At 65.4% G+C, this 25887-nt stretch carries 30 protein-coding genes; 14 read left to right on the top strand and 16 right to left on the bottom strand.

Translation table 11 applies throughout. From position 1 onward, the window contains the following. Positions 1 to 3 precede the first annotated feature (3 nt). Positions 4 to 300, top strand: coding sequence for a hypothetical protein (locus HV681_RS13500; protein ID WP_175123363.1), 297 nt, complete (start codon positions 4 to 6; stop codon positions 298 to 300). Positions 301 to 382: 82 nt separating this feature from the next. Here HV681_RS13500 and HV681_RS13495 read toward each other — a convergent pair whose 3' ends face one another. Next, positions 383 to 2059 (bottom strand): ABC-F family ATP-binding cassette domain-containing protein, encoded by a 1677-nt coding sequence (locus HV681_RS13495; RefSeq protein WP_175123549.1) that lies wholly within the window; start codon positions 2057 to 2059, stop codon positions 383 to 385. Positions 2060 to 2422: 363 nt separating this feature from the next. Next, positions 2423 to 2908 carry an Lrp/AsnC family transcriptional regulator gene (locus tag HV681_RS13490; protein WP_175123698.1) on the bottom strand — a complete coding sequence of 162 codons (486 nt, stop codon included), beginning with the start codon at positions 2906 to 2908 and terminating at the stop codon, positions 2423 to 2425. Positions 2909 to 3052: 144 nt separating this feature from the next. Here HV681_RS13490 and HV681_RS13485 point away from each other — a divergent pair, with 144 nt between their 5' ends. Beyond that, positions 3053 to 4495, top strand: a complete 1443-nt coding sequence (locus tag HV681_RS13485) for an aminotransferase class V-fold PLP-dependent enzyme (RefSeq protein WP_254594955.1) — start codon at positions 3053 to 3055, stop codon at positions 4493 to 4495. 158 nt (positions 4496 to 4653) lie between these two features. Here the strand turns inward: HV681_RS13485 and HV681_RS13480 are convergent, their stop codons facing one another. Further along, positions 4654 to 5022, bottom strand: a complete 369-nt coding sequence (locus tag HV681_RS13480) for a hypothetical protein (protein ID WP_175123548.1) — start codon at positions 5020 to 5022, stop codon at positions 4654 to 4656. A gap of 120 nt (positions 5023 to 5142) precedes the next feature. Between HV681_RS13480 and HV681_RS13475 the strand changes: the two genes are divergently transcribed. Further along, positions 5143 to 5592, top strand: a complete 450-nt coding sequence (locus HV681_RS13475; protein WP_175123547.1) for a hypothetical protein — start codon at positions 5143 to 5145, stop codon at positions 5590 to 5592. A 405-nt stretch (positions 5593 to 5997) separates the two neighbouring features. Here the strand turns inward: HV681_RS13475 and HV681_RS13470 are convergent, their stop codons facing one another. The 3 genes from HV681_RS13470 to HV681_RS13460 form a co-directional block, all read right to left on the bottom strand. Continuing rightward, positions 5998 to 6729: an N-acetyltransferase gene (locus HV681_RS13470; RefSeq protein ID WP_175123546.1), complete on the bottom strand. Its 732-nt coding sequence runs from the start codon at positions 6727 to 6729 to the stop codon at positions 5998 to 6000. 168 nt (positions 6730 to 6897) lie between these two features. Beyond that, positions 6898 to 7653, bottom strand: a complete 756-nt coding sequence (locus HV681_RS13465; protein WP_175123545.1) for an ABC transporter substrate-binding protein — start codon at positions 7651 to 7653, stop codon at positions 6898 to 6900. Between the two features lie 81 nt (positions 7654 to 7734). After that, positions 7735 to 8160 carry a copper resistance protein NlpE gene (locus tag HV681_RS13460; protein WP_175123544.1) on the bottom strand — a complete coding sequence of 142 codons (426 nt, stop codon included), beginning with the start codon at positions 8158 to 8160 and terminating at the stop codon, positions 7735 to 7737. Positions 8161 to 8464: 304 nt separating this feature from the next. Between HV681_RS13460 and HV681_RS13455 the strand changes: the two genes are divergently transcribed. The 7 genes from HV681_RS13455 (at position 8465) to HV681_RS13425 (ending at position 12260) form a co-directional block, all read left to right on the top strand. Next, complete coding sequence (locus tag HV681_RS13455; RefSeq protein WP_175123543.1) at positions 8465 to 8944, top strand: OsmC family protein; 480 nt, start codon at positions 8465 to 8467, stop codon at positions 8942 to 8944. A gap of 10 nt (positions 8945 to 8954) precedes the next feature. Beyond that, positions 8955 to 9206: an isochorismatase family protein gene (locus tag HV681_RS13450; RefSeq protein WP_175123542.1), complete on the top strand. Its 252-nt coding sequence runs from the start codon at positions 8955 to 8957 to the stop codon at positions 9204 to 9206. A gap of 5 nt (positions 9207 to 9211) precedes the next feature. Beyond that, positions 9212 to 9436: a DUF3820 family protein gene (locus HV681_RS13445; protein ID WP_175123696.1), complete on the top strand. Its 225-nt coding sequence runs from the start codon at positions 9212 to 9214 to the stop codon at positions 9434 to 9436. Positions 9437 to 9576: 140 nt separating this feature from the next. Then, positions 9577 to 9900, top strand: a complete 324-nt coding sequence (locus tag HV681_RS13440) for a hypothetical protein (RefSeq protein WP_175123541.1) — start codon at positions 9577 to 9579, stop codon at positions 9898 to 9900. A 76-nt stretch (positions 9901 to 9976) separates the two neighbouring features. Next, complete coding sequence (locus tag HV681_RS13435; protein WP_175123540.1) at positions 9977 to 11230, top strand: Hsp70 family protein; 1254 nt, start codon at positions 9977 to 9979, stop codon at positions 11228 to 11230. 85 nt (positions 11231 to 11315) lie between these two features. Then, positions 11316 to 11903 (top strand): NUDIX domain-containing protein, encoded by a 588-nt coding sequence (locus HV681_RS13430; protein WP_175123539.1) that lies wholly within the window; start codon positions 11316 to 11318, stop codon positions 11901 to 11903. Positions 11904 to 11927: 24 nt separating this feature from the next. Then, positions 11928 to 12260, top strand: a complete 333-nt coding sequence (locus HV681_RS13425; protein ID WP_175123538.1) for a 2Fe-2S iron-sulfur cluster-binding protein — start codon at positions 11928 to 11930, stop codon at positions 12258 to 12260. Here HV681_RS13425 and HV681_RS13420 read toward each other — a convergent pair. The 7 genes from HV681_RS13420 to HV681_RS13390 form a co-directional block, all read right to left on the bottom strand. After that, positions 12241 to 12729, bottom strand: coding sequence for a hypothetical protein (locus HV681_RS13420; RefSeq protein ID WP_175123537.1), 489 nt, complete (start codon positions 12727 to 12729; stop codon positions 12241 to 12243). The genes HV681_RS13425 and HV681_RS13420 overlap by 20 nt on opposite strands. Positions 12730 to 12748: 19 nt before the next feature. Continuing rightward, on the bottom strand, positions 12749 to 13450 hold the full coding sequence (locus HV681_RS13415; RefSeq protein ID WP_175123536.1) for a DUF899 domain-containing protein: 702 nt from the start codon (positions 13448 to 13450) through the stop codon (positions 12749 to 12751). Between the two features lie 79 nt (positions 13451 to 13529). After that, the gene (locus HV681_RS13410; RefSeq protein WP_175123535.1) at positions 13530 to 13979 is read right to left on the bottom strand and encodes an SRPBCC family protein; all 450 of its coding nucleotides are present in this window, start codon (positions 13977 to 13979) and stop codon (positions 13530 to 13532) included. Beyond that, on the bottom strand, positions 13880 to 14317 hold the full coding sequence (locus HV681_RS13405) for an ArsR/SmtB family transcription factor (RefSeq protein WP_175123534.1): 438 nt from the start codon (positions 14315 to 14317) through the stop codon (positions 13880 to 13882). The genes HV681_RS13410 and HV681_RS13405 overlap by 100 nt, the downstream gene beginning before the upstream one ends. Before the next feature lie 75 nt (positions 14318 to 14392). Beyond that, on the bottom strand, positions 14393 to 15562 hold the full coding sequence (locus HV681_RS13400) for a hypothetical protein (RefSeq protein WP_175123533.1): 1170 nt from the start codon (positions 15560 to 15562) through the stop codon (positions 14393 to 14395). Positions 15563 to 15576: 14 nt separating this feature from the next. After that, positions 15577 to 16305, bottom strand: coding sequence for a fumarate/nitrate reduction transcriptional regulator Fnr (gene fnr / locus HV681_RS13395; protein ID WP_175123532.1), 729 nt, complete (start codon positions 16303 to 16305; stop codon positions 15577 to 15579). A 97-nt stretch (positions 16306 to 16402) separates the two neighbouring features. Further along, the gene (locus tag HV681_RS13390; protein WP_175123531.1) at positions 16403 to 16837 is read right to left on the bottom strand and encodes a gamma-glutamylcyclotransferase family protein; all 435 of its coding nucleotides are present in this window, start codon (positions 16835 to 16837) and stop codon (positions 16403 to 16405) included. Between the two features lie 138 nt (positions 16838 to 16975). On the opposite strand from HV681_RS13390, the gene clpB reads away from it, so the two are divergent. Then, on the top strand, positions 16976 to 19582 hold the full coding sequence (gene clpB / locus HV681_RS13385; protein ID WP_175123530.1) for an ATP-dependent chaperone ClpB: 2607 nt from the start codon (positions 16976 to 16978) through the stop codon (positions 19580 to 19582). Positions 19583 to 19694: 112 nt separating this feature from the next. Here clpB and HV681_RS13380 read toward each other — a convergent pair whose 3' ends face one another. Beyond that, complete coding sequence (locus HV681_RS13380) at positions 19695 to 21359, bottom strand: CehA/McbA family metallohydrolase domain-containing protein (RefSeq protein WP_175123529.1); 1665 nt, start codon at positions 21357 to 21359, stop codon at positions 19695 to 19697. Positions 21360 to 21495: 136 nt separating this feature from the next. After that, positions 21496 to 22143, bottom strand: a complete 648-nt coding sequence (locus HV681_RS13375; RefSeq protein WP_175123695.1) for a TetR/AcrR family transcriptional regulator — start codon at positions 22141 to 22143, stop codon at positions 21496 to 21498. A 161-nt stretch (positions 22144 to 22304) separates the two neighbouring features. Between HV681_RS13375 and HV681_RS13370 the strand changes: the two genes are divergently transcribed. The 3 genes from HV681_RS13370 to HV681_RS13360 are packed head-to-tail and all read left to right on the top strand — an operon-like array spanning position 22305 to position 24863. Next, positions 22305 to 23516 carry a Tm-1-like ATP-binding domain-containing protein gene (locus HV681_RS13370; protein ID WP_175123528.1) on the top strand — a complete coding sequence of 404 codons (1212 nt, stop codon included), beginning with the start codon at positions 22305 to 22307 and terminating at the stop codon, positions 23514 to 23516. A gap of 12 nt (positions 23517 to 23528) precedes the next feature. Beyond that, complete coding sequence (locus tag HV681_RS13365) at positions 23529 to 24359, top strand: phosphoenolpyruvate hydrolase family protein (RefSeq protein ID WP_175123527.1); 831 nt, start codon at positions 23529 to 23531, stop codon at positions 24357 to 24359. 57 nt (positions 24360 to 24416) lie between these two features. Beyond that, positions 24417 to 24863: an SRPBCC family protein gene (locus tag HV681_RS13360; RefSeq protein ID WP_175123526.1), complete on the top strand. Its 447-nt coding sequence runs from the start codon at positions 24417 to 24419 to the stop codon at positions 24861 to 24863. 52 nt (positions 24864 to 24915) lie between these two features. Here the strand turns inward: HV681_RS13360 and HV681_RS13355 are convergent, their stop codons facing one another. Continuing rightward, complete coding sequence (locus HV681_RS13355; protein ID WP_175123525.1) at positions 24916 to 25881, bottom strand: LysR family transcriptional regulator; 966 nt, start codon at positions 25879 to 25881, stop codon at positions 24916 to 24918. Positions 25882 to 25887: the final 6 nt, after the last annotated feature.

The following is a 25887-nucleotide window of genomic DNA, read 5'->3' as shown; positions in this document are numbered from 1 at the left end:
TACATGCAGCCGTTGCTGCGCCTGGGCACCGGATATGGCGCGGCGTCCGCGACAGACACGTACAAGCCAATGACCATCATCGAGTATGCGTTGAAGGACGCTGATGTAAATGCGCTGATGTCGCGCAGTTTTTCTCGGGTCTACGGGAAATCCGACCAGACTTTCCTTGCGTATCCTGGCCTGCTTGAAGACTATGAAGAGGCGTACAGGGAGCTTGGCACGAGACACCATTCCTGGAGCGAACCGGTGTACTCCGAGATATTCTTGTTTCCCGATTCCAATTCCGCTTCCGCGGAGTAACCAAGAAGTTTCGCTGCCGACAACCACCCTCGTCGTTAGCACCGCCAATGCCTAGGCGATCCGGCCGGTGGGACGGCTTGTGTCACGTCGGCACGCCCGGCGACTCATCAAACTGCCATCCCGCCGGCCGCCACGCCAATTCATGTGTAGGCGCAATTCCCTCCAAAAGCGCCTCATCATGCGAGACCACCACCATCGCACCGGGATACTCCCGGAGCGCGTCCATCAGCGTCTCCGCCGACTGAATATCCAGATGATTGGTCGGCTCATCCAGCATTAGCAATTGCGCGGGCGTCTTCCGCCACAACGCGCACGCCAGCGCAGCCTTGAGGCGTTCCCCTTCACTCAATGTCGCTGCGGGCGCACTGACCAGCTCAGGCCCTAGGCCCAGCAATGCCAATCGACTGCGAAGCTCGCCTTCCGCTAACGTGGCGCCCAGCACCTGCAGCGTCTCCAGCAGCGATTTGTCTTCCTTCATAACGGACGCCCGCTGATCCAGCATGGCGGTCGGCACGCGGACGTCGCATACGCCTGCGTGCGGCGCCAATTCCCCAGCCAGCATGGACAGCAACGTACTCTTGCCGCATCCGTTCGGCCCGCGAATGGCCAACCGGAACGGGCCAGACAGCGTCACCGTTAACGCACATGCTTCCACTGGATAGGGCGGTTTCGCATGCTCCAGATGCAGCACGCGGCGACCTTGTGGCACGGCGGTTTCGGGCAAGGCCAGTGCGATGCCTGCCGATTGATCGATTTGCGCAGCGGCCTGCCTTACCGCATCGTCCAACGCGGCAACGGTCTCTTGCCGCCGGATGTTCTCTCGGCCGGCATGAGCTTGGGCGTTGGCCTTCTTCATCCCCAGCAGGATCGGCGCCTGGTTTGCATCCCGGGCCTTGCGGGCGTCGCGGGCGGTGCGTTGTTGTTGGGCATCGTGCTGTTGGCGCAGCGCGCGCAGGCTCGCAGTGCGTTCGTTGCGTGCGTGAGCCAGGGACGCTTCGAGCGCGGCGGCTACGCAGTCCCGGTGGGCGCGGTAAGCGGCGTAGTTACCGGCATATGTGGTGAGTGTGCCGCGATCCAGTTCGACAATGCAGGACATGGCGTCCAGCAGCGTCCTGTCATGACTGACGGCGATCAAGCCGCCGCGCCAGGCGGCGATCTGGTCCATGAGCCAGCAGCGTGCGCCTGCGTCCAGATGGTTGCTGGGTTCGTCCAGCAGCAGGGCGTCGGGGTTCTGCATCAGGGCGCCTGCGAGTGCGACGCGCGTGAGCTCGCCGCCGCTGGCAATCGAGGCGGGGTGCTCGGGCTGCCACGCGGGCAAGCCGGCGTCGGCCAGCATGCGGGTCCATTCATCACGGATGCGCCAATGGCCTTCGGCCAGATCGAAGTCTGACTGGCGAGTACTGCCGGCTTCGATGTGGGACAAGGCCTGCAAGATCGGCGCAATGCCGGCGACGTCCGCCAATGTGGTGGCGGCGGTTCGCGGTTGTTCCTGAGGTACGTACGCGATGCGGCCGCGGCGGATAATGCGGCCGGTTTGCAAGCCCATGGCGCCGTGCGCCAATTGCAGCAACATGGACTTGCCCGCACCGTTGCGGCCGATAAGGCCATAGCGGGTGCTGCCGTCAAAGTCGTGGCTGACGTCATTGAGCAGAATGCGTCCATCGGGCAGCGCATGGCTGACGTGACGCAGGCTGAGGAAAGGCGCCGAGGATTGCGGCTGGGAATGCGCCGGTGCGGGCGCGCGGGAAGACTGGGCCATAAGAAGCTCTCCGGATTCGATAAGACGCGTTGCGCGCAGCGCAAGCGGTGATCTGGGGGAGGGCTTAGAGGGTCATGGCCGGACGGGTCTCCACGATGTGGGAATGAGGGGAATTCGAACAACGCGCGGCGGGAAAGTTCCTGGGCGCATTGTGCGCAGTTTATTTCAAATGCGGGCCGATGACTGGCCTACGTGACTGCCACCAGCGGGCTGCCGGCGCCCGAAGCACGAGGCGAATATCAATGCGTGGTTGGCAACCGATACACCGCGCCGCGCTTCAACGAGTGACCGGCAACCATTACACCGCGCCGCCTTGTCGGCGGGCAACCGCCGAAAGCGCCATCGCTTCTACCGCGTACCCCTTCAATCTTCCAGCATCCGCAGATCCGGCGGCCGGTTCTCGATGATCGCTTCCATGCTGAAGAATCCCGTCACCGTCGACAACTCGAAGTCCGTGATCAGCTTCTGATAGAACCGGTCGTATCCCACCATGCCGCGGCACACGACTTTGATCAGGTAGTCCCAATCGCCGCCAATGCGATAGAACTCCGTCACCTCCGGCAGGCGCTCGACGTGCTTTCGGAAGCCATCAGCCCAGGCCTTCGCGTGGTGGCTGGTGCGGATCATGACGAAGACGGTGAGGTCCAGGCCCAGCGCAACCAGGCTGACTTCGGCCCGCGTGCCGCGGATGATGCCGCAGGCATTCAATCGTTGAAGCCGTCGCCAGCAGGCGTTCTGCGACAAGCCGACCTGATCAGCAAGCTCGCGCTGCGACAGGGCGCCGTCTTTTTGCAGGCAGGAGATGATGCTCAGATCAAGTTTGTCTATTTTTTCCATAAATTCGATCATATGACCCGTTTTCATGAACTTATGGCAAAAAAACGGTGATGTTTCATCAAGGCATCCATCGTATGATATTTGCGTACTTTTCGGATCCATCCCGCCATGAATATGCCTTTTGCCGAGGCGCCTGTACGCGTCCCGGCTTCGCCGTTGCAGCAGTTTCAAGACAGCCTGAAGTCTTCCGATATCGCGGCAGCGCTTGCCGACGGGCTTATCGGCAAGGACGCCTTCATTGACGGGCCCTTCGGGTCCAAGCCTTTGGTTTACGCGGATTACGTCGCATCGGGCAGGGCGCTGATGCAGGTCGAACGCTTTGTGCTTGAACAGGTGCTGCCGTATTACGCCAATTCGCACACCGAGGCTTCGTTCTGCGGCGGCTTCATCACCCGGCTGCGGCGCGAGGCCCGCGCCGTCATCGCGCGGTGCTGCGGCGCCGGCGATGAGCATGCGGTGATTTTCTCGGGGTCGGGCGCAACGTCGGGTATCAACCGGCTGGTGAATCTGTTCGGCGTGAACGCGGCGGTGGCTGCCGGCCGGAAGGTTCGGGTCATCATCGGACCGTACGAGCATCATTCGAATATCCTGCCGTGGCGCGAATGCGGCGCCGAGATCGTTGAACTGGCAGAAAGCCCCGAAGGCGGCCCGGATCTGGCGCAGTTGGCGCGGGCGCTGGACGCGCCGAAAGATGCGCTGGTGGTCTGCGCGCTGTCGGCGGCGTCGAACGTGACGGGCATCGTGGCGGACGTCGCGGGCATCACGCGACGTGTGAAGGCTGCCGGCGCGAAGATGTTGTGGGACTATGCGGGCGGCGCGCCGTACCTGCCCATCCGGATGTCGCCGGCGCCGGATGCGCAGATCGACGCTATCGTGTTTTCACCTCATAAGTTCATCGGCGGTCCTGGGGCCTCGGGCGTGTTGATCGTGCGCCGCGACGCAGTGCTCGACACGACGCCGACCTGGCCGGGAGGCGGCACGGTGAAGTTCGTTTCGCCTGTGGGACATGATTACAGCGGCAGTCTGGAATCTCGGGAAGAAGCGGGTACGCCGAATGTGGTGGGGGACATCCGCGCTGCACTGGTAGTGCTGGTGAAGGAAGCGCTGGGCGCGGAATTCATGCAGGAGCGCCATGCGCACTTCGTGCAGCGCGCGCTTGCCGCCTGGAAGGGCTCGGAGCGTCTGGAGCTGCTGGGGTCGTTGACGGCGAACCGTTTGCCGATCTTCTCTTTCCGGGTGCGCAACGGCAAGGGCGGGTTTGTGCATCAGCAACTGGTGACGCGCATGTTGAGCGATCGCTTCGGCATTCAGGCGCGCGGCGGATGCGCTTGCGCGGGACCCTACGTGCATCGTCTGCTGGATATCGACGACGCGCAGTCGCTGCAGATGCGGCAGGCCATCATGGACGGCCGCGAGATCGAGAAGCCCGGCTTTGTGCGGTTGAATTTCAGCGCGCTGCTGTCTGACGCTAAGGCGGACTTCATTCTGGAATCGGTGCTTGCGTTGGCGGCCGATGCGCCGGAGTACGAATCCCTGTATGGCTTTGATCCCAGCCGCGCGATTTTCTTTCCGCGCGATGCCGCCAAGCAGGCGGCGTAAGAGCCAAGAAGATGATGGCCGCGATTGTGACCGCTTGAGCGGTTGCGGTCGCGGTGTCTTTTCAGGACTTGGCGCCATCAAGGGCGCAAGCTGCACCGGTATTCGCCGACGGTAATGAAAACCTTGCGCAATGCCCGGCCGGTATTTCAGTACCGTTATCAGTCTTTCATGTGCAGGCCGCAGGTCCGGATCCACGAGGCCTTCATACCGCTCAGATCATCAGACGCGCCCGTAAGGTTGCGCGTCACCTGATCCGAAAACTGCACGCCGTTGCGGCGGCACGCTTCGAAGTCGTCGCTCAAGGCAAAACGCGCGTCCAGCAGGTCCAGCCGGCCTTGGCATAGCTCCCGATTCAGTTCCAGATTATTGGCAGCCTCGCGCGTGCGTTGGACGTCCTGAGCCTGTTTGATGCGGGCCAGTTCTGCATCGACGCGCGCGACACAGCCGTCGTCGGCAAATGCGGACGTGCTGGCGCACGCGGCGATGATGAGAAGAATGGCGAGGGACGGGCGGGGCGAGACGGCCATGCGGAAGAACCTTCGTGGTGCGCGATGAATGGCTTGCATCATAACTGCTGGCTAAAGTTCTTCGCCTTTGCGGCCGTTAACGCCGGTACAGCGTTTATCGGCCATCAGGGGGCCAGCTCCATGTTCAATATCATCTCCATCGTGCTGACGATCGTCGCGTTGATCGCCTGGGCCGTGCATCGTCAGCAGAAGCGGCACAAGGCTTTGTTGGCGAAGTTTCGCGAGCACAATCAGCGGTCGGGTACGGCGTTTCCGGAAGACAGCGTCGACAGCGAGTTGATTCTGAGCGACAAAGCTAAGAAGGTGGTCATTGCGTTCGACCCGCAGAGCCAGAAACTGTGCATGGTCGATGGCGCAAAGGACCCGGGCGAAGTCCTGGACTTTTCCTATATCCGCAAGTGGCAGCTCAAATGGACGGAGAAGTCAGGCAATGGAAACCTGTCGTTCCTGAACGTTCACTTCGACTTTTCCACCAATGACCTGAAACGGCCATTGATCCATATTCCGGTCGCTGGCAAGGCTTACGGCGACACGTGGAATAGCCGGTTGGGAATTCTTCTGCAGGCGTGACGCACCATTCAGTGTTGAAGCGGTAACGCAGCGGACCAGCACCAATTTTCTGCGCTTTTCACGCGGGTAAATTTCGGTCGTCCTTCGGTCTGAATGGCCGGCCAGAGCCATCGGGCCTGCCCCTTGTTCGTTCGCATGCTTGCCAGACATCGCCGGATGTCGCCAAGCGTTGCATCCTCGACCTTGGCCGGCTAATAGGTGAGAAGTGACAAGCCAGTTCGCGCGCCCGTACCTGTGGGCAAACGCGTCCATCACCTGGCTTGGGCATGAACTTTGTCCGGCAGGGCGCCGACGTTGCGGCTGCCCTCGTCGTTCATGTGATCAAAGGCCTGCTCGAAAAAGATAAAAAGTGGCGGCTATTGATGGCTGGACATCCAGATCCCAGTATTGACTTGGGCGAAGTACTCAGTCGGGGCTTCCGGTGCGACGCATCGGGCGTGCTGGGACCCCGGCAACGGTGCCCTCAGCTTCAACAGACTTCGTGACAACAGCACCCGAGGCGACGGTGGCCTTCGCGCCGATGGTCACCCCAGGTAGCAAAGTCACGCCCGCGCCGACGAACGCTCCAGCTTCGATAACGGGGCCGGAGATATGATCCCCAAACCCTGCGCGGATGAGGTTGTCATTTGTGGTGCCCACCATAACGCTGACGAACACGTCCTCACCAATTTCGGCGTTGCCAGTGATATGAGTGTTGTCCATGATTTTGGAGCGATCGCCAATCGTCGTCTCGTAGTTGATGGTGACGTATCTGCTGACGATGCATCGCTCGCCGATGATGCATTTTTCGCGGATCGACGCTCCGTCGCCCAGAAGTGTATTGCGGCCGATTTTTACGTCGTAGAAGACCACCGCGTGGGGGCCGATCGAGCATTCGTCGCCGATCTCGATCTTGCGGGCGAACTCTGGCTGTCGGGCGATGGCTCCAGCGCCCTTGGGCTCCTTACCCAGAAATGCCCCTGGGAAAACTTCGACGTTTTTGCCAAGCCGTACACCATCGGCGATTACGACGTGAGGGTGGATGATCGAACCCGCGCCTATCTCAGCGTCCCCAATGACAGCATAGGGACCAATTTCGACACCGTCTTCAATGATCGCGTTGTCCGAAATAATCGCAGTGGCATGAATTTTTTTCATTTGGCTTCCAGACTCGTGGTTGGTGATCACCTGCAATAACCCAGATTCTATCCGTCCCGTTCCGCGTGCGCCTATGATGGTCGGACGCACATTATTGCTGCGCTGCGGCCCGGGCGCCTCTGCATGAAAGCGCCCGGCGTGCGGTGCGGCAGGTTGTCGCGAGGCAGCCTAGGCCTGCGCCTGCGCCGCCGGTTCCAGCGGCGCCACGGCGGCGCCCTGGATCTTGTGGCGTGCGAGCGCTTCGGCGACGAAGCCGGATTTCTTCATGGCTTCCACGTAGGCGGCCAGGTAGGCGCTGGCCTTGGCGCCGCGGCTCTTGGGCACGCCCATGGCCTGGCGGATCAGCATGAAGTGACCGTCCAGAAGGCGCAGCCCGCCCAGACGCTGCGCGTCGGCTTCGAGCTGTTGCTTGACGCCCGCGGCGACCTCCATGTTTTCCTGCACGAAGGTGTCGACGACGGCGGGCGAGGTCGGGGCGCGAAAGATCTCGGCCTGTTTGAGTTCGCGCGTCAGGTACAGGTCATAGGCGCTGCCCTTGCCGACCACGACGCGCAGGCCGGCGCGGTCGACCTCGTCCTTGTTGACGATGGGCGAGTCCTGGCGCACCAGGTAAGCGCCTTCGATAACGACATACGGGGCGGTGAAGGCGATCTGTTCGCCGCGCAGCGGGTCGATCGCGAAAAAGCCTACGTCGGCCTGTTCGGCGGCGACGGCATTAACGGATTCGCCGGCGGACTTGAAGACCACCAGTTCCAGCTTCACGTCGAGCCGGCGCGCGAGTTCAGTGGCCAGGTCCACCGACACGCCACCAGGCTGGCCGGTGGCGGGATCGGTGTTGGCGAGGATGGGATTGCCCAGGTTGATGGACGCGCGCAGCACGCCTGTCGGGGCGAAGGCAGACAGCATTTCGTGATCGGTCTTCATGGCTTCCTTGCTGGATGAAACGCGCCGCCGGGCGCGGTCGATGCCAGAGGATAGCCCCAAAGCCGGCGGCGGCGCGATGGCTTATTGCACGCGGCGCAGCACGTAGTGCGCCGCGAGCGGGCCGGTGGGGCGCGTGCCGTCGCGGTAGAGCATCGTTACCTGGTTCTCGCCGACGAAGTAACGCTGGCTATCGCCTGCGGCGTCCAGCCGGATCGTGCTGCCGTCAGACTCCCAACTGAAGGTGCCCGTCACGATCTCGGGCTGCGGCTGGCGGTCCAGGTACTGGGTCAGCTTTTCGTAGCGGCCATCCTTCATCAGCGTCAGGCGGGCGCGGATGCCGGGGCAGTCGGCGCAGGGCAGGGTGCCTTCGTAGCTGCCGGGCCAGTCCAGGGAGTCGCGGGAGGTGTGGTGGTCTACCGGCACCGATCGGGCGGTGATGGGCTTTGACGGGGCGCAGCCGGCGAGCAGCGCAAGACTCAGGGTGCAGGTCAGGGTGGTTTTCATCATGGCGAGCTCCTGTGTGACGGACTGGCTTATTGGCTGATCTCAGATGGCCAGACGCGTCTTCACGATACGGACAGTAACGGGCCCATGCTGAAACGGGATGTAAGGCCGATGCGTGTCATAAACATCCAACCGGCACGGGCAGGCGTGCGCTAAGCTCGGCCTTCCTTGCGCGTGCGTTGGCATCACAGGCTGCCGGCGCAGCGATAGCGGCACAAGGCGACAGGGCCACGAGGCGACAAGGCAACAGGACCACAAGGCAACAGAACCACAAGGCAACAAAACCACAAGGCAACAGGACTACAGCATGAAAGGCGAACATCACTACAGCGTCACCGTCGAATGGACCGGCAACACCGGCGCCGGTACGGCCGGCTACGCGGCCTATTCCCGCGACCACGTCATCCAGGCCGCCGGCAAGCCCGACGTGCCGGGATCGTCGGACCCCGCCTTTCGCGGCGATGCCTCGCGCTGGAATCCCGAAGATATGCTGGTGGCCTCGCTATCGGCGTGCCACAAGCTCTGGTATCTGCACCTGTGCGCGGTGGAAGGAGTGACCGTGCAGGCCTATCGGGACGAGGCCGAAGGCGTCATGCAGGAAGATCCGGAACGCGGCGGCGCGTTTGCATCGGTCACGTTGCGGCCCCAGGTCACCATCGGCGCGGGCGACGACGCCGCGCTCGCGGAACAGCTGCACGAACGCGCGCATCACTTCTGCTTCATTGCCAATTCGGTGAATTTTCCGGTACGGTGCGAGCCGCGCATTGTGATCCAGTCCTCCCCCTGACGCCCTTCCCATGACATCCGCCCTGATCGTGATCGACGTGCAACGCGCGTTGTTCGAAACCTCACCGCCGCCCTTCGAGGCCGCGCAGGTGCTGGCCCGCATCAATGCGTTGGCCGAACGCGCCCGTGTGGCCGGTGCGCCGGTCGTTTACGTCCAGCATGAAAGTCCCGGGTCCGAACTGGCGCATGGTGAGCCGGGATGGGACCTGGATACGCGCCTCGCGCCGGCCGCTGATCTCTTTACCGGCGGTGCGTCGCGATGAATGTGATGGATCCCGAACTGCTGGCGCTGCTGGTGACGCGCGACATGCCGTTTGGCAAGTACAAGGGCAGGTTGATCGCCGACCTGCCCGGACCGTATCTGGCGTGGTTCGCGCGCAAGGGCTTTCCGCCGGGAGAGCTGGGCCGCTTGCTGGCCTTGATGCACGAACTGGATCACAACGGTTTGTCATCGCTGCTGGATTCGCTGCGCAAGACCCGGCGCGCATCCTGAGACCCGCCGCGGAAACCGCAGGAAACAACTGGCGGGGATGATGTTGCGTCTTGGCACGACGCCTGCCATCCACCGGGGATACGATTAGGCGGTGCGCCCGGCCCTCGGCCCGGGCGCTGACTCATCTAACCGAGGTCGCCATGAACAAAAAACACGTATCCGCTTTCCTGTTTGCCGCCTTGTGCGCGGCGGGCGCTGCCCAGGCCCAGAACGTCGCGCCCGGCGCCACGCAGGAGATGCAGTTTCCCTCGGCCCAGGGCAGCCTGTCGCCACCCTCGACGCTGCGCATGACCGTAACGCCCGAAGCCCCGCCGCCCGCACCGATCCGCGACACGCCCCAAAGCCAGGCCGAGTTCCAGCGCTGCCGTACGGTGTCGGACCGCGCAGCCACGTCGAATGCGCAGATGCAGGCCGGCGTCGAGCAATGTCTGCGCGAACTGGAGCAGCGCCGCCAGCAGCAATAAGCCCCCAGGGGAATCCAGGGCCGGAGCCAGAGCGGGTACACTTGTGCGCCGTTTTGCTCTAAGCGCCTGAATTCCCATGATTTCCACCGCCTGCGGCGTCGACTTCGGCACCTCCAATTCCACCGTCGGCTGGAGCCGTCCCGACCAACATGCGCTCCTCGCGCTGGAGGACGGCAAGACCACTTTGCCGTCGGCCATCTTCTTTCACGACGAGGACGCCGAGGTCAGCTATGGCCGCGCGGCCATCTCCGACTACCTGGCGGGCTACGACGGGCGCCTGATGCGCTCGATGAAAAGCCTTTTGGGCAGCTCGCTCATCGACGGCTCGACGGAAGTGCAGGGCCGTTCCATCCCTTTCCGTGTCCTGCTGACGCGCTTCATCGCTGAATTGAAGGCGCGCGCCGAGACCGCCGCCGGGCGCGGCTTTACCCGTGCCGTGCTGGGCCGTCCGGTGTTTTTCGTGGACGATCATCCCGCGTCCGACAAGACGGCGCAGGACACGCTGGAAGAGATCGCGCGCAACGTCGGGTTTACCGACATCGAATTCCAGTTCGAGCCGATGGCCGCCGCTTTCCACTATGAGTCGCAGATCAGCCGCGAGGAACTGGTGCTGGTGATCGACATCGGCGGGGGGACGTCTGACTTTTCGCTGATCCGGCTGGGGCCGGACCGCGCGGCCAAGCCGGACCGCCGCGACGACATCCTGGCCTACGGCGGCGTGCATATCGGCGGGGTGGATTTTGACAAGCAATTGAGCCTGGCGCACGTGATGCCGCTGCTGGGTCTGGGCAGCCAGTTGCGCAGCGGCAAGGACGTGCCGTCGACGCAATACGGCAACCTGGCCTGCTGGCACACCATCAACCAGGCCTACACGCGCAAGGCGGCCGAGCATTTTGCCTATATCCGCGCCGAGGCCGGCGACCGCCAGAAGATCGATCTGCTGCTGAACTTGGTGAAGGAGCGTGCGGGCCACTGGGTGGCGGTGCAGGTGGAAGAAGCCAAGATCGCGCTGTCCGAGGCGCCCGCCGCGCGCATCGACTTGTCGCGCGTGGCGCCGGATCTGGGTGTCGAGGTGACGCGCCCGTCGTTCGACGCCAGCGTGGGACGCTTGATCGACAAGGTCGAGACCACCGTGGGCCAGTTGCTGCGCGATGCGGGCGTGTCGACGGCGGACGTGGATACCGTGTTCTTCACGGGCGGCTCAAGCCGTGTGCCGCGCCTGCGCGAAAGCGTGTCCCGGCTGGTGCCCGAGGCGCGCAGCGTGGAAGGTGACCTGTTCGGCAGCATCGGCGCGGGTCTTGCGCTGGATGCCGCGCGCAAGTTCGGCTGACCGGCCGCCGGCGGGGCGGTGGTAAGCTGCCAGGCGTGCCGGCAACGGCTCGCCGCTCCTCCCAGTTTCCGATCCAGACGTCCTCATGACCCGACCCGCCGATACCCATCTCGTCGAAACGCTCCTCGAAAGCGAGGCCCCGTATGACGGCAGCTTCCTGAAGATCCGCCGCGATACCGTCAGCCTGCCCAACGGCCATACCGGTATCCGCGAGTACGTGGTGCACCCGGGGGCGGTGGTGGTGATTCCGCTGCTCGACGACGGCCGGGTGCTGCTCGAGCGGCAGTTCCGATATCCCGTCGGCCGCGTGATGACGGAATTTCCCGCGGGCAAGCTGGATCCGGGCGAGGATCCGCTGGTATGCGCCAAGCGGGAACTGCTGGAGGAGACGGGCTATACCGCCGGCCAGTGGGCCCATGCGGGCGCCTTGCACCTGGCCATCGCCTATTCCACTGAAATCATTCACATCTTCTTTGCGCGCGGCCTGCGGGCAGGCGAGCGCCAGCTCGACCAGGACGAATTTCTGGACGTCATCAGCAAGCACCCCGAGGAGCTGCTGGCGGCGTGCAGCCAAGGCGAGGTCACCGACGCCAAGACGCTGACCTGCGTACTGTGGATGCAGAACGTGCTGTCCGGCGCCTGGAAGCTGGACTGGCAGGACAACGTCGCCTGAGCGGCGGCGGGCAGCCTGACGACGATGTGCTCGCACCCGGTTCTCGTCCAGCCCTCGGGCCTGCGCTTTGACGCGCCGGCCGGCACGTCCGTGCTGTTGGCGGCGCAGGCTGCGGGCATCAAGCTGCCCAGTTCGTGCCGCAATGGCACCTGCCGCGCCTGCATGTGCCTGATGCTGGACGGATCGATCGTGTACGGCATCGAATGGCCCGGCCTGTCGCGCGACGAAAAGGAAGAGGGCTGGATCCTGCCGTGCGTGGCCCAGGCGACGTCGGCGCTGGAAATCCAGGCGCCCGGCGCCGCGTTGATCGAGACCGCGCCGCCCGCGGTTCGCCCGCTTACCGGCGCCAGGCGCTGACCGCGGCGACCGGCAACAGGGTCGCAGCCATGCCTGCGGCCATTCCTGCCGCCATGCCCAGCACCATTCCCCAAAACGGCGCAGCGCCCAGCGCCTGCGCCGTCTGAACGCCCAGGCGCGCGCCCAGCACCATTCCGAACATCATGAGGACCAGGCAGAGCACCCGGCTTGCCAGCGGCGGTTCGCCGGCTTGCAGCCGCAGCCAGGGCCATCGGGTCTGAGGCACGCGGGACCAAAGCAATTGAACCCAGGGCCATCGAGTCCCGGCCAGCTGGGACCAGGGCAGCAGCGCCGCCAGCGCCATCGCGGCCGAGCTGGCCGGCATCAGCACGACGTGCCGCCATGCCAGTTGCGCCAGCGTTCCCGGCGCACCGCACTCGCTGGCCAACAGCGCGGCGGGGGTGCGCCACGTGTCCACAATCAGTCCGGCGCCCATGGCCGCCAGGCACACCAGCCACAGGCCAGCCATGCCGGCTGTGGCCCGCGGCCTAGCGGTGGTCGTGGCAGGCTTGGCGCGGGGTGTCGCCGTATCGGTCATGGTGGCGCACCCAGTCGCGAACATCGAAATACGGGCCGTTTTCGTTGCGGCCCAGCGGCGCGATGTCGAGGTAGTTGTAGGCCCCCGCCAGGCGCTCCACGCCGCGTTCGAAGGCCGAGTAGGTGTGAAAGATTTCGCCGTCGGGATCACGGAAGAACGCGCTGGCCCCTGGACGTTCCTCGACGGCGCCATCCGCCTGCGGCACGGAGGCTTCGAAGTCGAAATTGAAATCGCTGCCCGCTGACGAGTACCAGTCAAACTGCCAGCCCATGCGGGCCTGGAAGGCGGCCAGCCGGGCATACGGCGCGCGCGAGACGGCCACCACCGTCACGTCGTGGTGCCGCAGGTGCATGAGCGCGCTGTCCAGATGATCGGCCAGCAGCGAGCAGCCCACGCACCCGTCCTCCCAGTCCGGACTGAACATGAAGTGGTAGACGATGAGCTGGCGCCTGCCGTGGAACAGGGCATCCAGTCCTTGCATGCCGTGCGCGCCTTCAAAGGTGTACGGCTTTTCCACTCGCACCCACGGCAGCGCCATGCGGTCGCGGGCCAGGGCGTCCGAGGCGTGGGTCAGTTCCTTTTCGCGCCGCAACAGCGCCTCGCGGGCAACGGTCCATTGGGGGCGGGATACGACGGGATGATCGGTTTGCATCGTGCGTCTCCTTTGCGTGCCGGGCGCTTGGACCCGGGGGTCAAGTTCGGATCCGGCGTACGGATCCGGGGCGCCAGGTTCAGGCCCTGCCGGCCAGGTGGTCCGCCAGCCGGTCCATGGCGCCGGACCAGCCATTCTCGTGGCCGTCGCGGGTGGGCTCGTCGACGAACGGTGCCTGCAGGAAGGCAAGCTCGGTGCCCCCGTCTGCCGAGGTGAAGTCCAGCGTAATCAGTGAGGTTTCCTGCGGTGTGTCGCGCCACGCCCAGGTGAACACCAGACGGCGATGCAGCGCGACTTCCTGGTAGCGGCCGCTGGCGTAGTGTTCCCCGCCGTCTGCGGTGATGAAGCCGACTTCATAAGCGCCGCCCACGCGCACGTCGGTTTCGGCCAGCAACACGCGTTGCGTGCCTGCCGGGCCGAACCAGCGCATCAGCGCTTGCGGGTCGGTCCAGGCTCGCCAGACGCGTTCGACGGGGGCGTCGAAGCGGCGCTGGAGCCGCAGCTCGAGGGGGGAGATTCGGTTTTCCATGGGTGGATTTCCTCTTCGTGATAGAGATATCGCGCCAGCGAATCCAGTTGGCCGGTCCAGAACCTTTCGTAACGTGCCAGCCAGCCGGCGGCGGCGCGCATGGGTTCGGGAGACAACGTGCAGCGCACGACCCGCCCGTCCTTGGCGCGCGCGATGAGGCCGGCCTCTTCCAGCACCCGCAGGTGTTTCATAAAGGCGGGCAGGGACATGGCGTGGGGTCGGGCCAGCGTGCTGACCGAGGCCGAGCCCTGTTCCAGGTCCGCCAGCACCCGGCGGCGCGTGCCATCCGCCAGCGCGGAGAAGATGGCATCGAGAGCATCATCATTTAACTTAACCATAAGGTTAAGTTTTAGGTCTGCCACAAGCGCGTGTCAAGCTCGATGGCTTCGGACTTTCCCTAGGGGTGAAGCGCGTTACTTGCCGCGCGGCTTGATGATGTCGCAGGCCGCGGCGGTGTTGCTGGCCGGGGCGTCGCCGCCCAGCAGCGCTCGCACGCCGCAGACCGAGCCGAACATGCGCTTGCCGTCGTGGCCCACGCCGCCGACTTCGAAGGCGCTGTGACGCAGGGGGACGGGCTTGGAGCCTCGGGCGGCCAGCACGTGCTCGTACTGGACGTAGCCCGTGCCGCGCGCCAGCCGGGTGGCGCCCTGGGCTTCGGCGCCGCAGGCTTTGTCCAGCAGCCGGTGCTCGGGGTTGTTGTCCGCGCCGCCCAGCAGGTAGACCACATCGCGCGCCGCGTAGCGCACGAAGAGGCGGGAATCGTCGGATTCGCCGGCGTAGGCGGGCAGCTTGTCCGTGCCGTACTTGTACTGGTTGTAAGTGGGGCAGATGCCGCGCTCGTAGGGCGCGTAGCCCTTGCCGTCGGCGCGTGGCCGTTCGTTGGTCAGGTACAGATAGGAAGAGGGGTTGGCGACTACGTACCGCAGGGCCAGGCCGTCGCGTCGCAACACCCCGTCCACGTTGTTCAGCACCGCATACCGGTGCACCAACTGCGCGCCGGCCGAATGGCCGGCAAGCACCAGGCCGGCGAGCGACGGCAGGCGCTTGCGGTCGTCCAGGCTGCGCAGCAGGTCGTCCAGAACCTGGAACGAGGTGACGGGGGCGGGCCGGCCCGTGGCCTGGACGCTTTCCTGGCCGTCTTCCCAGCTGGCCTTGCGCCAGGCGGCCATGCCCGCGAAGCCCGAGTCGATCGAGCCGGAAAACCGCGGGGCCAGCACCAGCGTGTCGCCCGCGCGCGCCGGGTCGGCGGCGACCAGCGCGGCGGCGGTTTCGTAGTAGTTGTCGGCGTCGCGCTTGACGCCGTGGATGACGATGAGCACCTGCTTGATGCCGCGCAGGTCGTCCTTGGCCAGATCCCGGTTGGCGTAGACCGGCATCTTGTACCGGTTTCCGGGGCGGCCCAGTTCAACGGCCTGCCAGCGCAGCGGCGCCGCGCGCTTGGGCACGGGCGTGGCTTCGTCGTAGTCGTAGGGGTCGGGCAGCGGCGTCTGCGCATGCGCAGCGCCGCAAGCCAGCAGGGTGGCCAGGGCGAGCGAGGCCGCCAGCGCCGTGCGGGTCAGGGAAGTGGCAGGCGCGCGGCGCATGGCGCGGCGACCGCTCAGCAGCTTTCGAGTCCCAGCAGTTGCTTGAGCGCGGGCAGGTCCAGGATGCGGACTTCGCGCTGGTTGATCTTGATGAGGCCGTCGCGGGCAAAACGCGAGAACAGACGGCTGACCGTTTCCAGCGTCAGGCCCAGATAGTTGCCGATTTCTTCGCGGCTCATGCGCAGCACGAACTCGGTGGACGAGTAGCCCAGCGACGCATAGCGCTGCGAGAGGTTCAAGAGGAATGCGGCCAGGCGCTGTTCCGACCGCATGGAGCCCAGCGACGCCAGCATCTGGTGCGAGCGGGTGATCTCGCGGCTCATGAGGCGGCGGAATTGCTGTTGCAGCGACGGCAGGTGCGACGCGACGCGATCGACTTCGTTCAGGCGGATGACGCAGACCTCGGAATCTTCGAGGGCCACGGCGGCCGACACGTGCTTGCCATCCAGCATGCCGTCCATGCCGACGATCTCGCCGGGCAGATGGAAGCCGGTGATCTGGATCTGGCCGGTGGCGTCTTCAAGTTGTGTTTTCAAGCTGCCGAAGCGCACGCCGTAGACGGCGTCGAGCGGATGATCCAGCGAAAAGAGCGTCTTGCCTTTTTCCACGCGGACGCGCTCTTTGACCAGTTCGTCCAGCTTTTCGACTTCGGCGGCTGCCATGCCCACGGGAACGCAGACGTGACCCAGCATGCACGTGGAACAGTGGGCGGCATCAGGGGCAATGGGGACCCGTTTTTGCATACGATGACCTTTAGAGTGCCCATTGCACGGCGGGCGCCGGAACGGGTGTGAAGCACGAGACAGGCGTCTATTGTAGTCCGTTGTTACTACGGGTGTCTTACCGGGCGTCCTGCTTTGTTCTGGAAAGGCGATGAGCAATCCAGTCTTCCCCGGCGATATCGACCGCCGCGGCCCGAAACGCGGGGTTGATCGGATAGTACTCGCAGGGCAGCAGACTGGTCGGGCCGGCGCCTTCCAGACTGGCGGAAACCGTGCGGCGCACGAAGCAGCAGGGCTTGCCGGGCTGGTATTCCTCGATCTCGTCCATCAGGGCGATCAACGCCGGTTCCACCTGGAAAACGTCGCCGCGCACGCGCCGGCCGTCCTGCACGGGGATGAGCCCGGGCCAGTCGCCAAAATCGACCAGCATGCCGGGCACGCTGGCCGCGCCGACGTGGCTTGCGGCCGGCAAACCGCGCGCTGCGGCCGCCCGGGCGAGGTCGTTGATTTCGCCGGCCCGTAGGGTGCCGTACACAAAAACGTATATGCTCATTGCTCTGTTTGCTGGTGCACGTCGAAGAAGACCATGAGAGGCGCCGGGTGTTGAAATTGTCTCACCCGGCCACATATTCAGGTTATCGAGCCAGCCGGCACGGATCGGTCAGGCTCCCCACAAGCCAATACGACCATTATGCGATTCGACAAACTGACGACCAAGTTTCAACAAGCGTTGGCAGACGCCCAAAGTCTGGCCGCCCGCAACGACCATCCCTATATCGAACCTGTCCACGTGCTGTCCGCCCTGTTGTCGGATTCCGACAGTGGCGCGGGCAGTTTGCTGGCGCGTGCCGGTGTGGCGGTCAACCGACTGGGCCCGGCCCTGGAGTCCGCCCTGAAGGGCTTGCCGCAGGTGCAGGGCGAAGACAACGTGCAGGTGGGCCGCGACCTGCAGGGCGTGCTGACCCGTACCGACAAGGAAGCCTCCCGGCGCGGTGACACCTATATCGCCAGCGAACTCTTCCTGCTTGCGCTGGCCGACGACAAGGGTGAGGCCGGCCGCATCCTGCGCGACGCGGGCCTGCAGAAAAAGGCCCTGGAAGCGGCGATCGACGCCGTGCGTGGCGGCGAGAACGTGTCGGGCGCGGAAGGCGAGGCCAACCGCGAGGCCCTTTCCAAGTACACGCTGGACCTGACCGAGCGCGCCCGCCAGGGCAAGCTGGATCCGGTCATCGGCCGCGACGACGAAATCCGCCGCACCATCCAGATCCTGCAGCGCCGGACCAAGAACAACCCCGTGCTGATCGGCGAACCCGGCGTCGGCAAGACCGCCATCGTCGAAGGCCTGGCGCAGCGCATCGTCAACGACGAAGTGCCCGAGACCCTGCGCGGCAAGCGCGTGCTGTCGCTGGACCTGGCGGCGCTGCTGGCGGGCGCCAAGTTCCGCGGCGAGTTCGAAGAGCGCCTGAAGGCCGTGCTGAAAGAGCTGGGCCAGGACGACGGCCGCAACATCGTGTTCATCGACGAGCTGCACACCATGGTGGGTGCGGGCAAGGCCGAGGGCGCGATGGATGCGGGCAACATGCTCAAGCCGGCGCTCGCGCGCGGCGAGCTGCACTGCATCGGCGCCACCACGCTGGACGAATACCGCAAGTACATCGAGAAGGACGCGGCGCTTGAGCGGCGCTTCCAGAAGGTGCTGGTCGACGAGCCCGACGTGGAATCCACCATCGCCATCCTGCGCGGCCTGCAAGAGCGCTACGAAATCCACCACGGCGTCGAGATCACCGACCCGGCCATCGTCGCGGCCGCCGAGCTGTCGCATCGCTACATCACCGACCGCTTCCTGCCCGACAAGGCCATCGACCTGATCGACGAGGCCGGTGCGCGCATCCGCATGGAGATCGACTCCAAGCCGGAAGTGATGGACAAGCTGGACCGCCGCATCATCCAGCTCAAGATCGAGCGCGAGGCCGTCAAGAAGGAAACGGACGACGCCTCCAAGCGCCGCCTGGGCGTCATCGAGGACGAGCTGCAAAAGCTGCAGCGCGAGTACAACGACTTCGAGGAAATCTGGAAGGCCGAGAAGGCCGCGGTGCAAGGCACGCAAGCCATCAAGGAAGAGATCGACAGCGTCCGCGCCGAAATGGCGGAACTGCAGCGCAAGGGCCAATTCGACAAGCTGGCCGAGCTGCAATACGGCAAGCTGCCGGATCTTGAGGCACGTCTGAAGGCCGCCGAGGTGGGCGCTGCCGAGGCCGCCGAAAACGCCGAAGGCGACGAATCGCGTCCGCGCCTCTTGCGCACGCGTGTCGGCGCCGAGGAAATCGCCGAAGTCGTGTCGCGCGCCACCGGCATTCCGGTGTCGAAGATGATGCAGGGCGAACGCGAAAAGCTGCTGCACATGGAAGAGTTCCTGCACAAGCGCGTGGTGGGTCAGGACGAGGCCGTGCGCCTCGTGTCCGACGCCATCCGCCGTTCGCGTGCGGGGCTGGCGGATCCGGCGCGGCCGTATGGCTCGTTCCTGTTCCTGGGCCCCACCGGCGTCGGCAAGACCGAGCTGACGCGTGCGCTGGCTGAGTTCCTGTTCGACTCTGAAGAGCACATGATCCGCATCGACATGAGCGAGTTCATGGAGAAGCATTCGGTGGCGCGGCTGATCGGCGCGCCGCCGGGATACGTGGGCTACGAAGAGGGCGGCTACCTGACCGAGGCCGTGCGGCGCAAGCCCTACAGCGTGGTGCTGCTGGACGAAGTCGAAAAGGCGCACCCGGACGTTTTCAACGTGCTGCTGCAAGTGCTGGACGACGGCCGCCTGACCGATGGCCAGGGCCGCACCGTCGATTTCCGCAACACGGTGATCGTCATGACGTCGAACCTGGGTTCGCACCATATCCAGACGCTGGCTGGCCAGCCGTACGACGTGGTCAAGGAAGTGGTGTGGGATGAACTGAAGCAGACGCTGCGGCCTGAATTCCTGAACCGCATCGACGAAGTGGTGGTGTTCCATGGCCTGGAAGCGCAGCACATCGAGTCCATCGCCCGCATCCAGCTTCGCCGTCTGGGCGAGCGCCTGGAAAAGCAGGAGATGCGGCTGGAGGTGACGGAACCGGCCCTGGCCGAACTGGCCCGCTCTGGCTTCGATCCGGTGTTTGGCGCGCGCCCCTTGAAGCGTGCGATCCAGCAGCAGATCGAGAACCCGGTGGCGCGCCTGATCCTGGAAGGCAGGTTCGGTCCGCGCGACGTGGTCCCAGTGGACTGGCAGGATGGCCAGTTCGTCTTCACCCGCACGTTGCAGTGATCGCGCTGCAATAAGCAAAATGCCCGGCGCGTAGCCGGGCATTTTTTTGTCTGCGCCGCCGCGCCGCAGCGCCGCCGCGCCGAACAGATCGGCGCGGCGCTGGGCAATCACATCACTTCGCGACCGTCACGAACACCGGGTTCGAATAGAACCAAAGGTCGTTGTAGTTGCGGGCATTGATGGCGTTGAAGCGCGCCGCGTTGTCGGCAAAATCGACCTTGGCGTCCGGCAGCGGTTCGCCCGCTGCGGTTTCGCCTGCCACGTCCACGCCAAGATTGGTGCCGCGCAGGCGCAGGTACTGGCTCTTGTCGGCTTTGATCGTGGTCGTGATGACGTTGTAGCCATCTTCGTCGACCTTCCAGTCGGCCTTGGTGAAGCGGGCCAGCACGCGCGTCGTGGGGTTGGTGTCGGCGTCGTATTCCGGGGTGCCGGGTGCGGCGCGTTCGGTCACGTCGCCGACGATCAGGTCCACGTGGTTGACGGTGGGCTTGACGTAGGTGGGGTTGCCGCTTTCGATCGGGTACTCGTAGTTGTTGCGCTCGGGGCTGCGGAAGCGGATCGTGACCTCGACGGTTTCACCCTTGGCCGCCTGCAGTTCGCCGCCCATGTGCACCGCGCCGGCCGCGCCCTTGGCCTGGAAGTCCAGCGCGTCGATCAGGTCGCCGAAGACGCCGAACATGCGGCCGCTCTTCAGGCCCGTGACCACGGCCGCCATGTTGTCGCCGTCCTTCCAGACGTACGTCTTCGAGTATTCGCCGGGCGCGTAGCCGCTGCTGTACAGACCCTGGCTCGTGCGGAAGTGGTAGTCCGAATCGGCCACGTTCCAGATGCGGCGGCCTTCGCCCAGCAGCGCGTCCCACGTGCCGCCCAGGTGCGCGACCAGGTAATCGGCGCCGCCATAGGTGCGGTTGGGCAGGAAGGCATTGGTGTAGGCGGTGGCGTAGCCGCCACGGTCCGGTTCCATCTGGTTGCCGACCATGCCCTCGATCGCGAAGAAGACGCCCGGGGCCAGGTCGTTCATCTCGCGTAGCTGGGCGATCGTGTACTTGCCCGCGTAGCGCGACGGGTGGTTCAGCAGCATGTAGCTGTCGGGGTACTTGTCGCGCAGCCACTTCAGCGCGGCCAGCGAGTCGGCGTGCGTGGTGAACGCGCGCGTTTCGCCGGACAGGCGCGAGACCAGCAGCGGGTCGAACAGGTTGGGATCACGGTTGGTGAACAGGTACTCGAACTCGGCCACGGCCTCCAGCGACTTGGGCGACTGCGGATCGTTGTAGCCGATGCCGATGTTCACGTGGTCATGCGTCGGCATGTCCCATTCGAACGACGAGAAGATGATCTTGCCGGCGTAGCGGCCCGCGGCCTGCGCCTGCTTGATGTAGGGCACTTCGTACTGCGCCATGCCTTGCGAGAACGGGATCGATCCGCCGGGCAGGTTGACGCCGGTATGGTCGCGGGCGGACAGGCGCAGATGGTTCGAGATGGCGGCCCAGTCCAGCTTGTAGCGGTCGAACGCCTGATCCAGCGCGCTTTCCAGGCTGACCTGCGCGTCGTCCGACTGGAACGTGTGCACGTGCAGATCGCCCGTGGACCACGCACCCGTTTCGACCGGCTTGGGTTGCTCTGCGGGCGGCGTCGGGTCGGTCACGACGGGCGGCGTCGGCTCAGGGGTGACCACCTCGTCATCGTCATCGCTGCCACCGCAAGCGCTCAGCAGGGTCACGCAAGCCAGCGACAAGGGCATGAGGGCTCGCCGCAGGCGGGATACTTCGAACTGCATCTACAACACTCCAACGTCATGTCGGCATGCAACGCGCATGCCGCAAAGCGCGCAACTATGCGGGCGGGGAATGACGTGGGAATGACAGTGGCGCGCCGGATGTCGTTTTCCGTGCGCCTGGCGTTGCCTTCAGCAGCTATTTTTTTGCGGCTCGGGCTTCGGCCAGCGCCTGCGTGATGATGGCGTTCGCGGTCCAGCGCACCACATCGGTGACCTCGGGCAGGTCGAGCTTCCAGATGTCCTTGAGCACCAGGAACACCTCGGTGCCGTACACCAGCGACAGCGCCTGCGCGACGCGGTCCTGCTGCGCCGGTGTCAGGTCGGCGGCCAGGGGTGCGATGGCGCGCCTGAGGATGTCGACGCGGTGGCCGCGCACCAGTTGGGGCTCGGCGCCGGCCTTGCCGGCGCTGGCCTGCGCATGCTGTTGCAGTGACACCTGAATGGCAGCGCGCAGCGGCGCCTCGTGCGCCGCCAGCCGCGGATACGCGAAGCGCAACAACTCGTCGACGCGGGCCGCCGCGTCGGGCGCATCGGAATTCCACGCGAGGATGGGGCCCAGGCTTTCGTCCACCACGGCGGCGATCAGCGCGCTCTGACTGGGAAAGTAGCGGTAGGCGGTGGCGCGCGAGACTTGCGCGTGTTCGGCCAGCTCGGCGACCGAGGGCGTGACGCCTTGCGCCATCAATTGCTGGGCGGCGTCGAGCAGGGTCTTGCGCATCCGTGCGCGCGGCCCGTGCGGGGGTTCGCCGCTGGCGGCTGCCTGCGGGCTGGCGGGGGCGATCAGCTTCGTGCCGGCCGCTGCCGAGGACGCCTTGCGGGCGGGGGATTCGGATTGACGTGAGACAGGTGTCTCAGTATGATTCTTTCGTCTCATTTCTGGATTCTACGGGCCTTTGGCCTCACATATCGAGGCGCGCACGCAGTGTAGCCGCCCGCGGAGGAGTCATGACGCATACCAAGCAGCGGGTCTTTGTCGCCGCGACCTACGACACCAAGGGCCACGAGGCCGACTACGTGGCGGATCTGCTCCGGCGCGAGGGGCTGGACGTGGTGTCGGTGGATGTCTCGACCTCGGGTGCGCCCAGCGCCGCGCAGGTCTCGGCGCAAGAGGTCGCGCGCAGCCACCCGGACGGCGCCGCGGCCGTCTTCACGGGCGACCGGGGCACAGCGATTGCGGCCATGGCTCTTGCGTTCGAGCGCTACGCCGCCGGTAACGCGGAAATCGGCGCGCTGCTGGGCCTGGGCGGCTCGGGTGGCACGGCGCTCATCACGCCGGCCATGCGCGCGCTGCCCATCGGCACGCCCAAGGTGATGGTGTCCACGATGGCGTCCGGCAATGTCGCGCCGTATGTGGGGCCGTCGGACATCGCGATGATGTATTCCGTGACCGACGTGGCGGGCCTGAACCGCATCTCGCGCCGCGTGCTGGCCAATGCGGCCGGCGCGATCGGCGGCGCGTTCCGCCAGGCGTCGGCCGCGGCGGCTGACGATGGCCGGCCGGCGGTGGGCATCACCATGTTCGGCGTCACCACGGCCTGCGTGCAGCAAGTCACGCCGCTCCTGGAGTCGCAGTTTGATTGCCTGGTGTTCCATGCCACTGGCACGGGCGGGCAGTCGATGGAAAAGCTGCTGGACAGCCGCCTGCTTGCCGGTGTGCTGGACCTGACCACGACTGAGGTCTGCGACCTGCTGTTCGGCGGCGTGCTGGCCTGCACCGATGACCGCTTTGGCGCGGTGGCGCGCACGGGCGCGCCGTATGTCGGGTCGTGCGGCGCGCTGGACATGGTGAACTTCGGCGCGATGGACACCGTGCCCGAACGCTACCGCGCCCGACGCTTCTATCCCCACAACCCGCAAGTCACGCTGATGCGCACGACCGCAGAGGAAAACACGCGGCAGGGCGAATGGATCGCCGACCGGCTGAATCGTTGCGACGGCCCGGTGCGCTTTCTGATCCCCGAAGGCGGCGTGTCCGCCCTGGATGCGCCGGGCCAGGCGTTCTGGGACCCCGAGGCCGACGCGGCGCTGTTTGCCGCGCTGAAGGCCAACCTGCGGCAGACGGCGGACCGCCGCCTGATCCGCGTGCCTTGCCACATCAACGATCCGCTGTTCGCCAGGACGGCGGTCGACCACTTTCTTGAAATTGCCGCACATTGAAGGATTGCCGCCATGCCGCGTTTTGACCGTAACGAACTGCTGGACAAGTTTCGCGCCATGGTGCGCGCGCGCACGCCCATCGTGGGCGGGGGCGCGGGCACCGGGCTGTCGGCCAAGTGCGAGGAAGCGGGCGGCATCGACCTCATCGTGATCTACAACTCGGGCCGCTACCGCATGGCGGGCCGCGGCTCGCTCGCGGGCCTGCTGGCCTACGGCAACGCGAACGAGATCGTCGTGGACATGGGCCGCGAAGTGCTGCCGGTGGTCAAGAAGACGCCGGTGCTGGCCGGCGTGAACGGCACCGACCCGTTCTGCGACTTCGACGTGTTCCTGGACGACCTGAAACGGCAGGGCTTTGCCGGCGTGCAGAACTTTCCCACTGTCGGCCTCATCGACGGCAACTTCCGCGCCAATCTTGAAGAGACCGGCATGGGCTATGCGCTGGAAGTCGACATGATCCGTCTGGCGCATCAAAAGGGCATGCTGACGACGCCGTACGTCTTCAACGAGGACGACGCCGTCGCCATGGCCCGCGCAGGCGCGGACATCATCGTGGCGCACATGGGGCTGACCACCGGCGGGTCCATTGGCGCGGAAACGGCGCTGACGCTGGATGATTGCGTGGGCGCCATCGACCGTATTGCCGAGGCTGCGCTGGCGGTGCGCCCGGATATCATCGTGCTGTGCCACGGCGGCCCGATCGCGACGCCCGACGACGCGGCCCACGTGCTGCGGGCGTGCAAGCATTGCCACGGCTTCTATGGCGCCAGCTCGATGGAACGCCTGCCGACCGAACAGGCCCTGACGGCCGCCACGCGTGAATTCAAGAACCTGACCTTCTGATCCCCATCGCCGCAGTTTTCGGCTTATTCGACACGCATTGCGTATAACGGAGCCCGTATGCCGCATACCGTACACATCACCGCTGTCGTCCACGCACCTTTGAACAAGGTCTGGCCGCTGTTCCGGGATTTCAACGGCCTGGCAGGCTGGCATCCCGGCGTCGCGGAGAGCCGCCTGGAAGCGGGCGGCCGCCATGACGCCGTGGGCTCGGTGCGGCATCTGACCCTCAAGCCTTCCGGCTTCGTGCGGGAGCAGCTTTTGATGCTGGACGATCCCAATACCGAGCTGCGGTATTCGATCATCGAGACGGATCTTCCGATGCGCGATTATGTCGCGGGCGTGTCGCTGCATCCGGTCACCGAAGGCGGCGGCACGCTGGTGCAATGGTGGGCCGATTTCCGCGTCGAGGGTGCAGCGTTGAGCGATGTGGCTGCGGCGGTCGGGCAGAACGTGTTCGCGGCGGGATTGGCCGCGTTGGACGAGAAGCTGCGCGCGGGTGTCTGACACCCGATTTCCATGGGCGGCGCCGGTCAGCACGTGGGTGACACCCGCGCCCCTAGTGTTTCCGCCGTGTGGCGGACAGGCGGCGGCAGCCTGCGGGCAGTTGGGCCGTGCGCAGGTACTCGTGGATCGATGCGATCAACGCCTGCGCGGCCGGGCTCAGCGGGTATTCCTTGTTGCGGATGATGCATAGCGTGCGCACCACCGTGGGCCGGGCCAGCAGCGCGTAGGCCAGCCCCGGCTCCATCACGCGTTGCGCGGCCAGCGCCGGCAGCAGCGCCACGCCCATGCCTGCCTTGACCAGCGCGGCCTGCGACGTGGTGCTCGATGCTTCATAGAACGGCGCCGCCGCCTCGATGGGCAGGTCGGCGCGGGCGCGCAACAGGGCCATGATGCCCGTTTCATCCACCACCCCAACCAGCTTGCGGCCGGTCAGGTCGGACCAGCGCATGGCGCCGTCGCGCCCCGGGCGCAGCGTGGCGTCGTCCTGGCGGTAGAGCACACCGAAGCGGTCTTCGAGCAAGGCGTCGAATTGCAGGCCGGGGGCGTCGGCCCAGCGGCTGGTCAGCCCGAAATCGACCTCGCGCGCGGCCACTTTGCGTTGGATGCGGCCGGAGTTGTCGTCGCTGAGATAAAGCCGCACCGCCGGATACTGCGCCGCGAACACGGCGGCGGCGGGCGCGATGAGCTGCGTGATGGCCGACGGCGCCGCCGCCACGCCGACGCGTCCGCGTTCCAGCGCGCCAAAACGCACCACGTCCTCGATCACGCCGTCAAAGTCCGCCAGCAGCCGCATGACGCGCGGCAGGAATTCCTCGCCGGCCGGCGTCAGCAGCACGCGCCGGCTGGTGCGCGCAAAGAGCTGGGTGCCCAGCGCGTCTTCAAGCTGGCGCACCAGGCTGGTGACGGACGACTGCGTCTGGAACAGGCGTTTGGCGGCATGCGTGAAGCTGGACTCCTGGGCTACCGCCACAAAGGCGGTCAGGTGCTTCAAGGTGACGTGCTTGGGCAGGCGATGCATTTCAAA

It is taken from the genome of Achromobacter animicus, from assembly GCF_902859585.1.
Taxonomy (GTDB): domain Bacteria; phylum Pseudomonadota; class Gammaproteobacteria; order Burkholderiales; family Burkholderiaceae_B; genus Achromobacter; species Achromobacter animicus.
The sequence above is the reverse complement of the archived record's forward strand: the minus strand, read 5'-3'. Positions and strand labels throughout refer to the sequence as shown.

What these genes read in the sequence shown, in the direction of transcription:
- HV681_RS13500 (WP_175123363.1), top strand. Translation starts at nt 4, where the DNA reads ATGCAGCCGTTGCTGCGCCTGGGCACCGGATATGGCGCGGCGTCCGCG.
- HV681_RS13495 (WP_175123549.1), bottom strand. Translation starts at nt 2,059, where the DNA reads ATGGCCCAGTCTTCCCGCGCGCCCGCACCGGCGCATTCCCAGCCGCAA.
- HV681_RS13490 (WP_175123698.1), bottom strand. Translation starts at nt 2,908, where the DNA reads ATGATCGAATTTATGGAAAAAATAGACAAACTTGATCTGAGCATCATC.
- HV681_RS13480 (WP_175123548.1), bottom strand. Translation starts at nt 5,022, where the DNA reads ATGGCCGTCTCGCCCCGCCCGTCCCTCGCCATTCTTCTCATCATCGCC.
- HV681_RS13475 (WP_175123547.1), top strand. Translation starts at nt 5,143, where the DNA reads ATGTTCAATATCATCTCCATCGTGCTGACGATCGTCGCGTTGATCGCC.
- HV681_RS13470 (WP_175123546.1), bottom strand. Translation starts at nt 6,729, where the DNA reads ATGAAAAAAATTCATGCCACTGCGATTATTTCGGACAACGCGATCATT.
- HV681_RS13465 (WP_175123545.1), bottom strand. Translation starts at nt 7,653, where the DNA reads ATGAAGACCGATCACGAAATGCTGTCTGCCTTCGCCCCGACAGGCGTG.
- HV681_RS13460 (WP_175123544.1), bottom strand. Translation starts at nt 8,160, where the DNA reads ATGATGAAAACCACCCTGACCTGCACCCTGAGTCTTGCGCTGCTCGCC.
- HV681_RS13455 (WP_175123543.1), top strand. Translation starts at nt 8,465, where the DNA reads ATGAAAGGCGAACATCACTACAGCGTCACCGTCGAATGGACCGGCAAC.
- HV681_RS13450 (WP_175123542.1), top strand. Translation starts at nt 8,955, where the DNA reads ATGACATCCGCCCTGATCGTGATCGACGTGCAACGCGCGTTGTTCGAA.
- HV681_RS13445 (WP_175123696.1), top strand. Translation starts at nt 9,212, where the DNA reads ATGGATCCCGAACTGCTGGCGCTGCTGGTGACGCGCGACATGCCGTTT.
- HV681_RS13440 (WP_175123541.1), top strand. Translation starts at nt 9,577, where the DNA reads ATGAACAAAAAACACGTATCCGCTTTCCTGTTTGCCGCCTTGTGCGCG.
- HV681_RS13435 (WP_175123540.1), top strand. Translation starts at nt 9,977, where the DNA reads ATGATTTCCACCGCCTGCGGCGTCGACTTCGGCACCTCCAATTCCACC.
- HV681_RS13430 (WP_175123539.1), top strand. Translation starts at nt 11,316, where the DNA reads ATGACCCGACCCGCCGATACCCATCTCGTCGAAACGCTCCTCGAAAGC.
- HV681_RS13425 (WP_175123538.1), top strand. Translation starts at nt 11,928, where the DNA reads ATGTGCTCGCACCCGGTTCTCGTCCAGCCCTCGGGCCTGCGCTTTGAC.
- HV681_RS13420 (WP_175123537.1), bottom strand. Translation starts at nt 12,729, where the DNA reads ATGGCTGGCCTGTGGCTGGTGTGCCTGGCGGCCATGGGCGCCGGACTG.
- HV681_RS13415 (WP_175123536.1), bottom strand. Translation starts at nt 13,450, where the DNA reads ATGCAAACCGATCATCCCGTCGTATCCCGCCCCCAATGGACCGTTGCC.
- HV681_RS13410 (WP_175123535.1), bottom strand. Translation starts at nt 13,979, where the DNA reads ATGGAAAACCGAATCTCCCCCCTCGAGCTGCGGCTCCAGCGCCGCTTC.
- HV681_RS13405 (WP_175123534.1), bottom strand. Translation starts at nt 14,317, where the DNA reads ATGGTTAAGTTAAATGATGATGCTCTCGATGCCATCTTCTCCGCGCTG.
- HV681_RS13400 (WP_175123533.1), bottom strand. Translation starts at nt 15,562, where the DNA reads ATGCGCCGCGCGCCTGCCACTTCCCTGACCCGCACGGCGCTGGCGGCC.
- fnr (WP_175123532.1), bottom strand. Translation starts at nt 16,305, where the DNA reads ATGCAAAAACGGGTCCCCATTGCCCCTGATGCCGCCCACTGTTCCACG.
- HV681_RS13390 (WP_175123531.1), bottom strand. Translation starts at nt 16,837, where the DNA reads ATGAGCATATACGTTTTTGTGTACGGCACCCTACGGGCCGGCGAAATC.
- clpB (WP_175123530.1), top strand. Translation starts at nt 16,976, where the DNA reads ATGCGATTCGACAAACTGACGACCAAGTTTCAACAAGCGTTGGCAGAC.
- HV681_RS13380 (WP_175123529.1), bottom strand. Translation starts at nt 21,359, where the DNA reads ATGCAGTTCGAAGTATCCCGCCTGCGGCGAGCCCTCATGCCCTTGTCG.
- HV681_RS13370 (WP_175123528.1), top strand. Translation starts at nt 22,305, where the DNA reads ATGACGCATACCAAGCAGCGGGTCTTTGTCGCCGCGACCTACGACACC.
- HV681_RS13365 (WP_175123527.1), top strand. Translation starts at nt 23,529, where the DNA reads ATGCCGCGTTTTGACCGTAACGAACTGCTGGACAAGTTTCGCGCCATG.
- HV681_RS13360 (WP_175123526.1), top strand. Translation starts at nt 24,417, where the DNA reads ATGCCGCATACCGTACACATCACCGCTGTCGTCCACGCACCTTTGAAC.
- HV681_RS13355 (WP_175123525.1), bottom strand. Translation starts at nt 25,881, where the DNA reads ATGCATCGCCTGCCCAAGCACGTCACCTTGAAGCACCTGACCGCCTTT.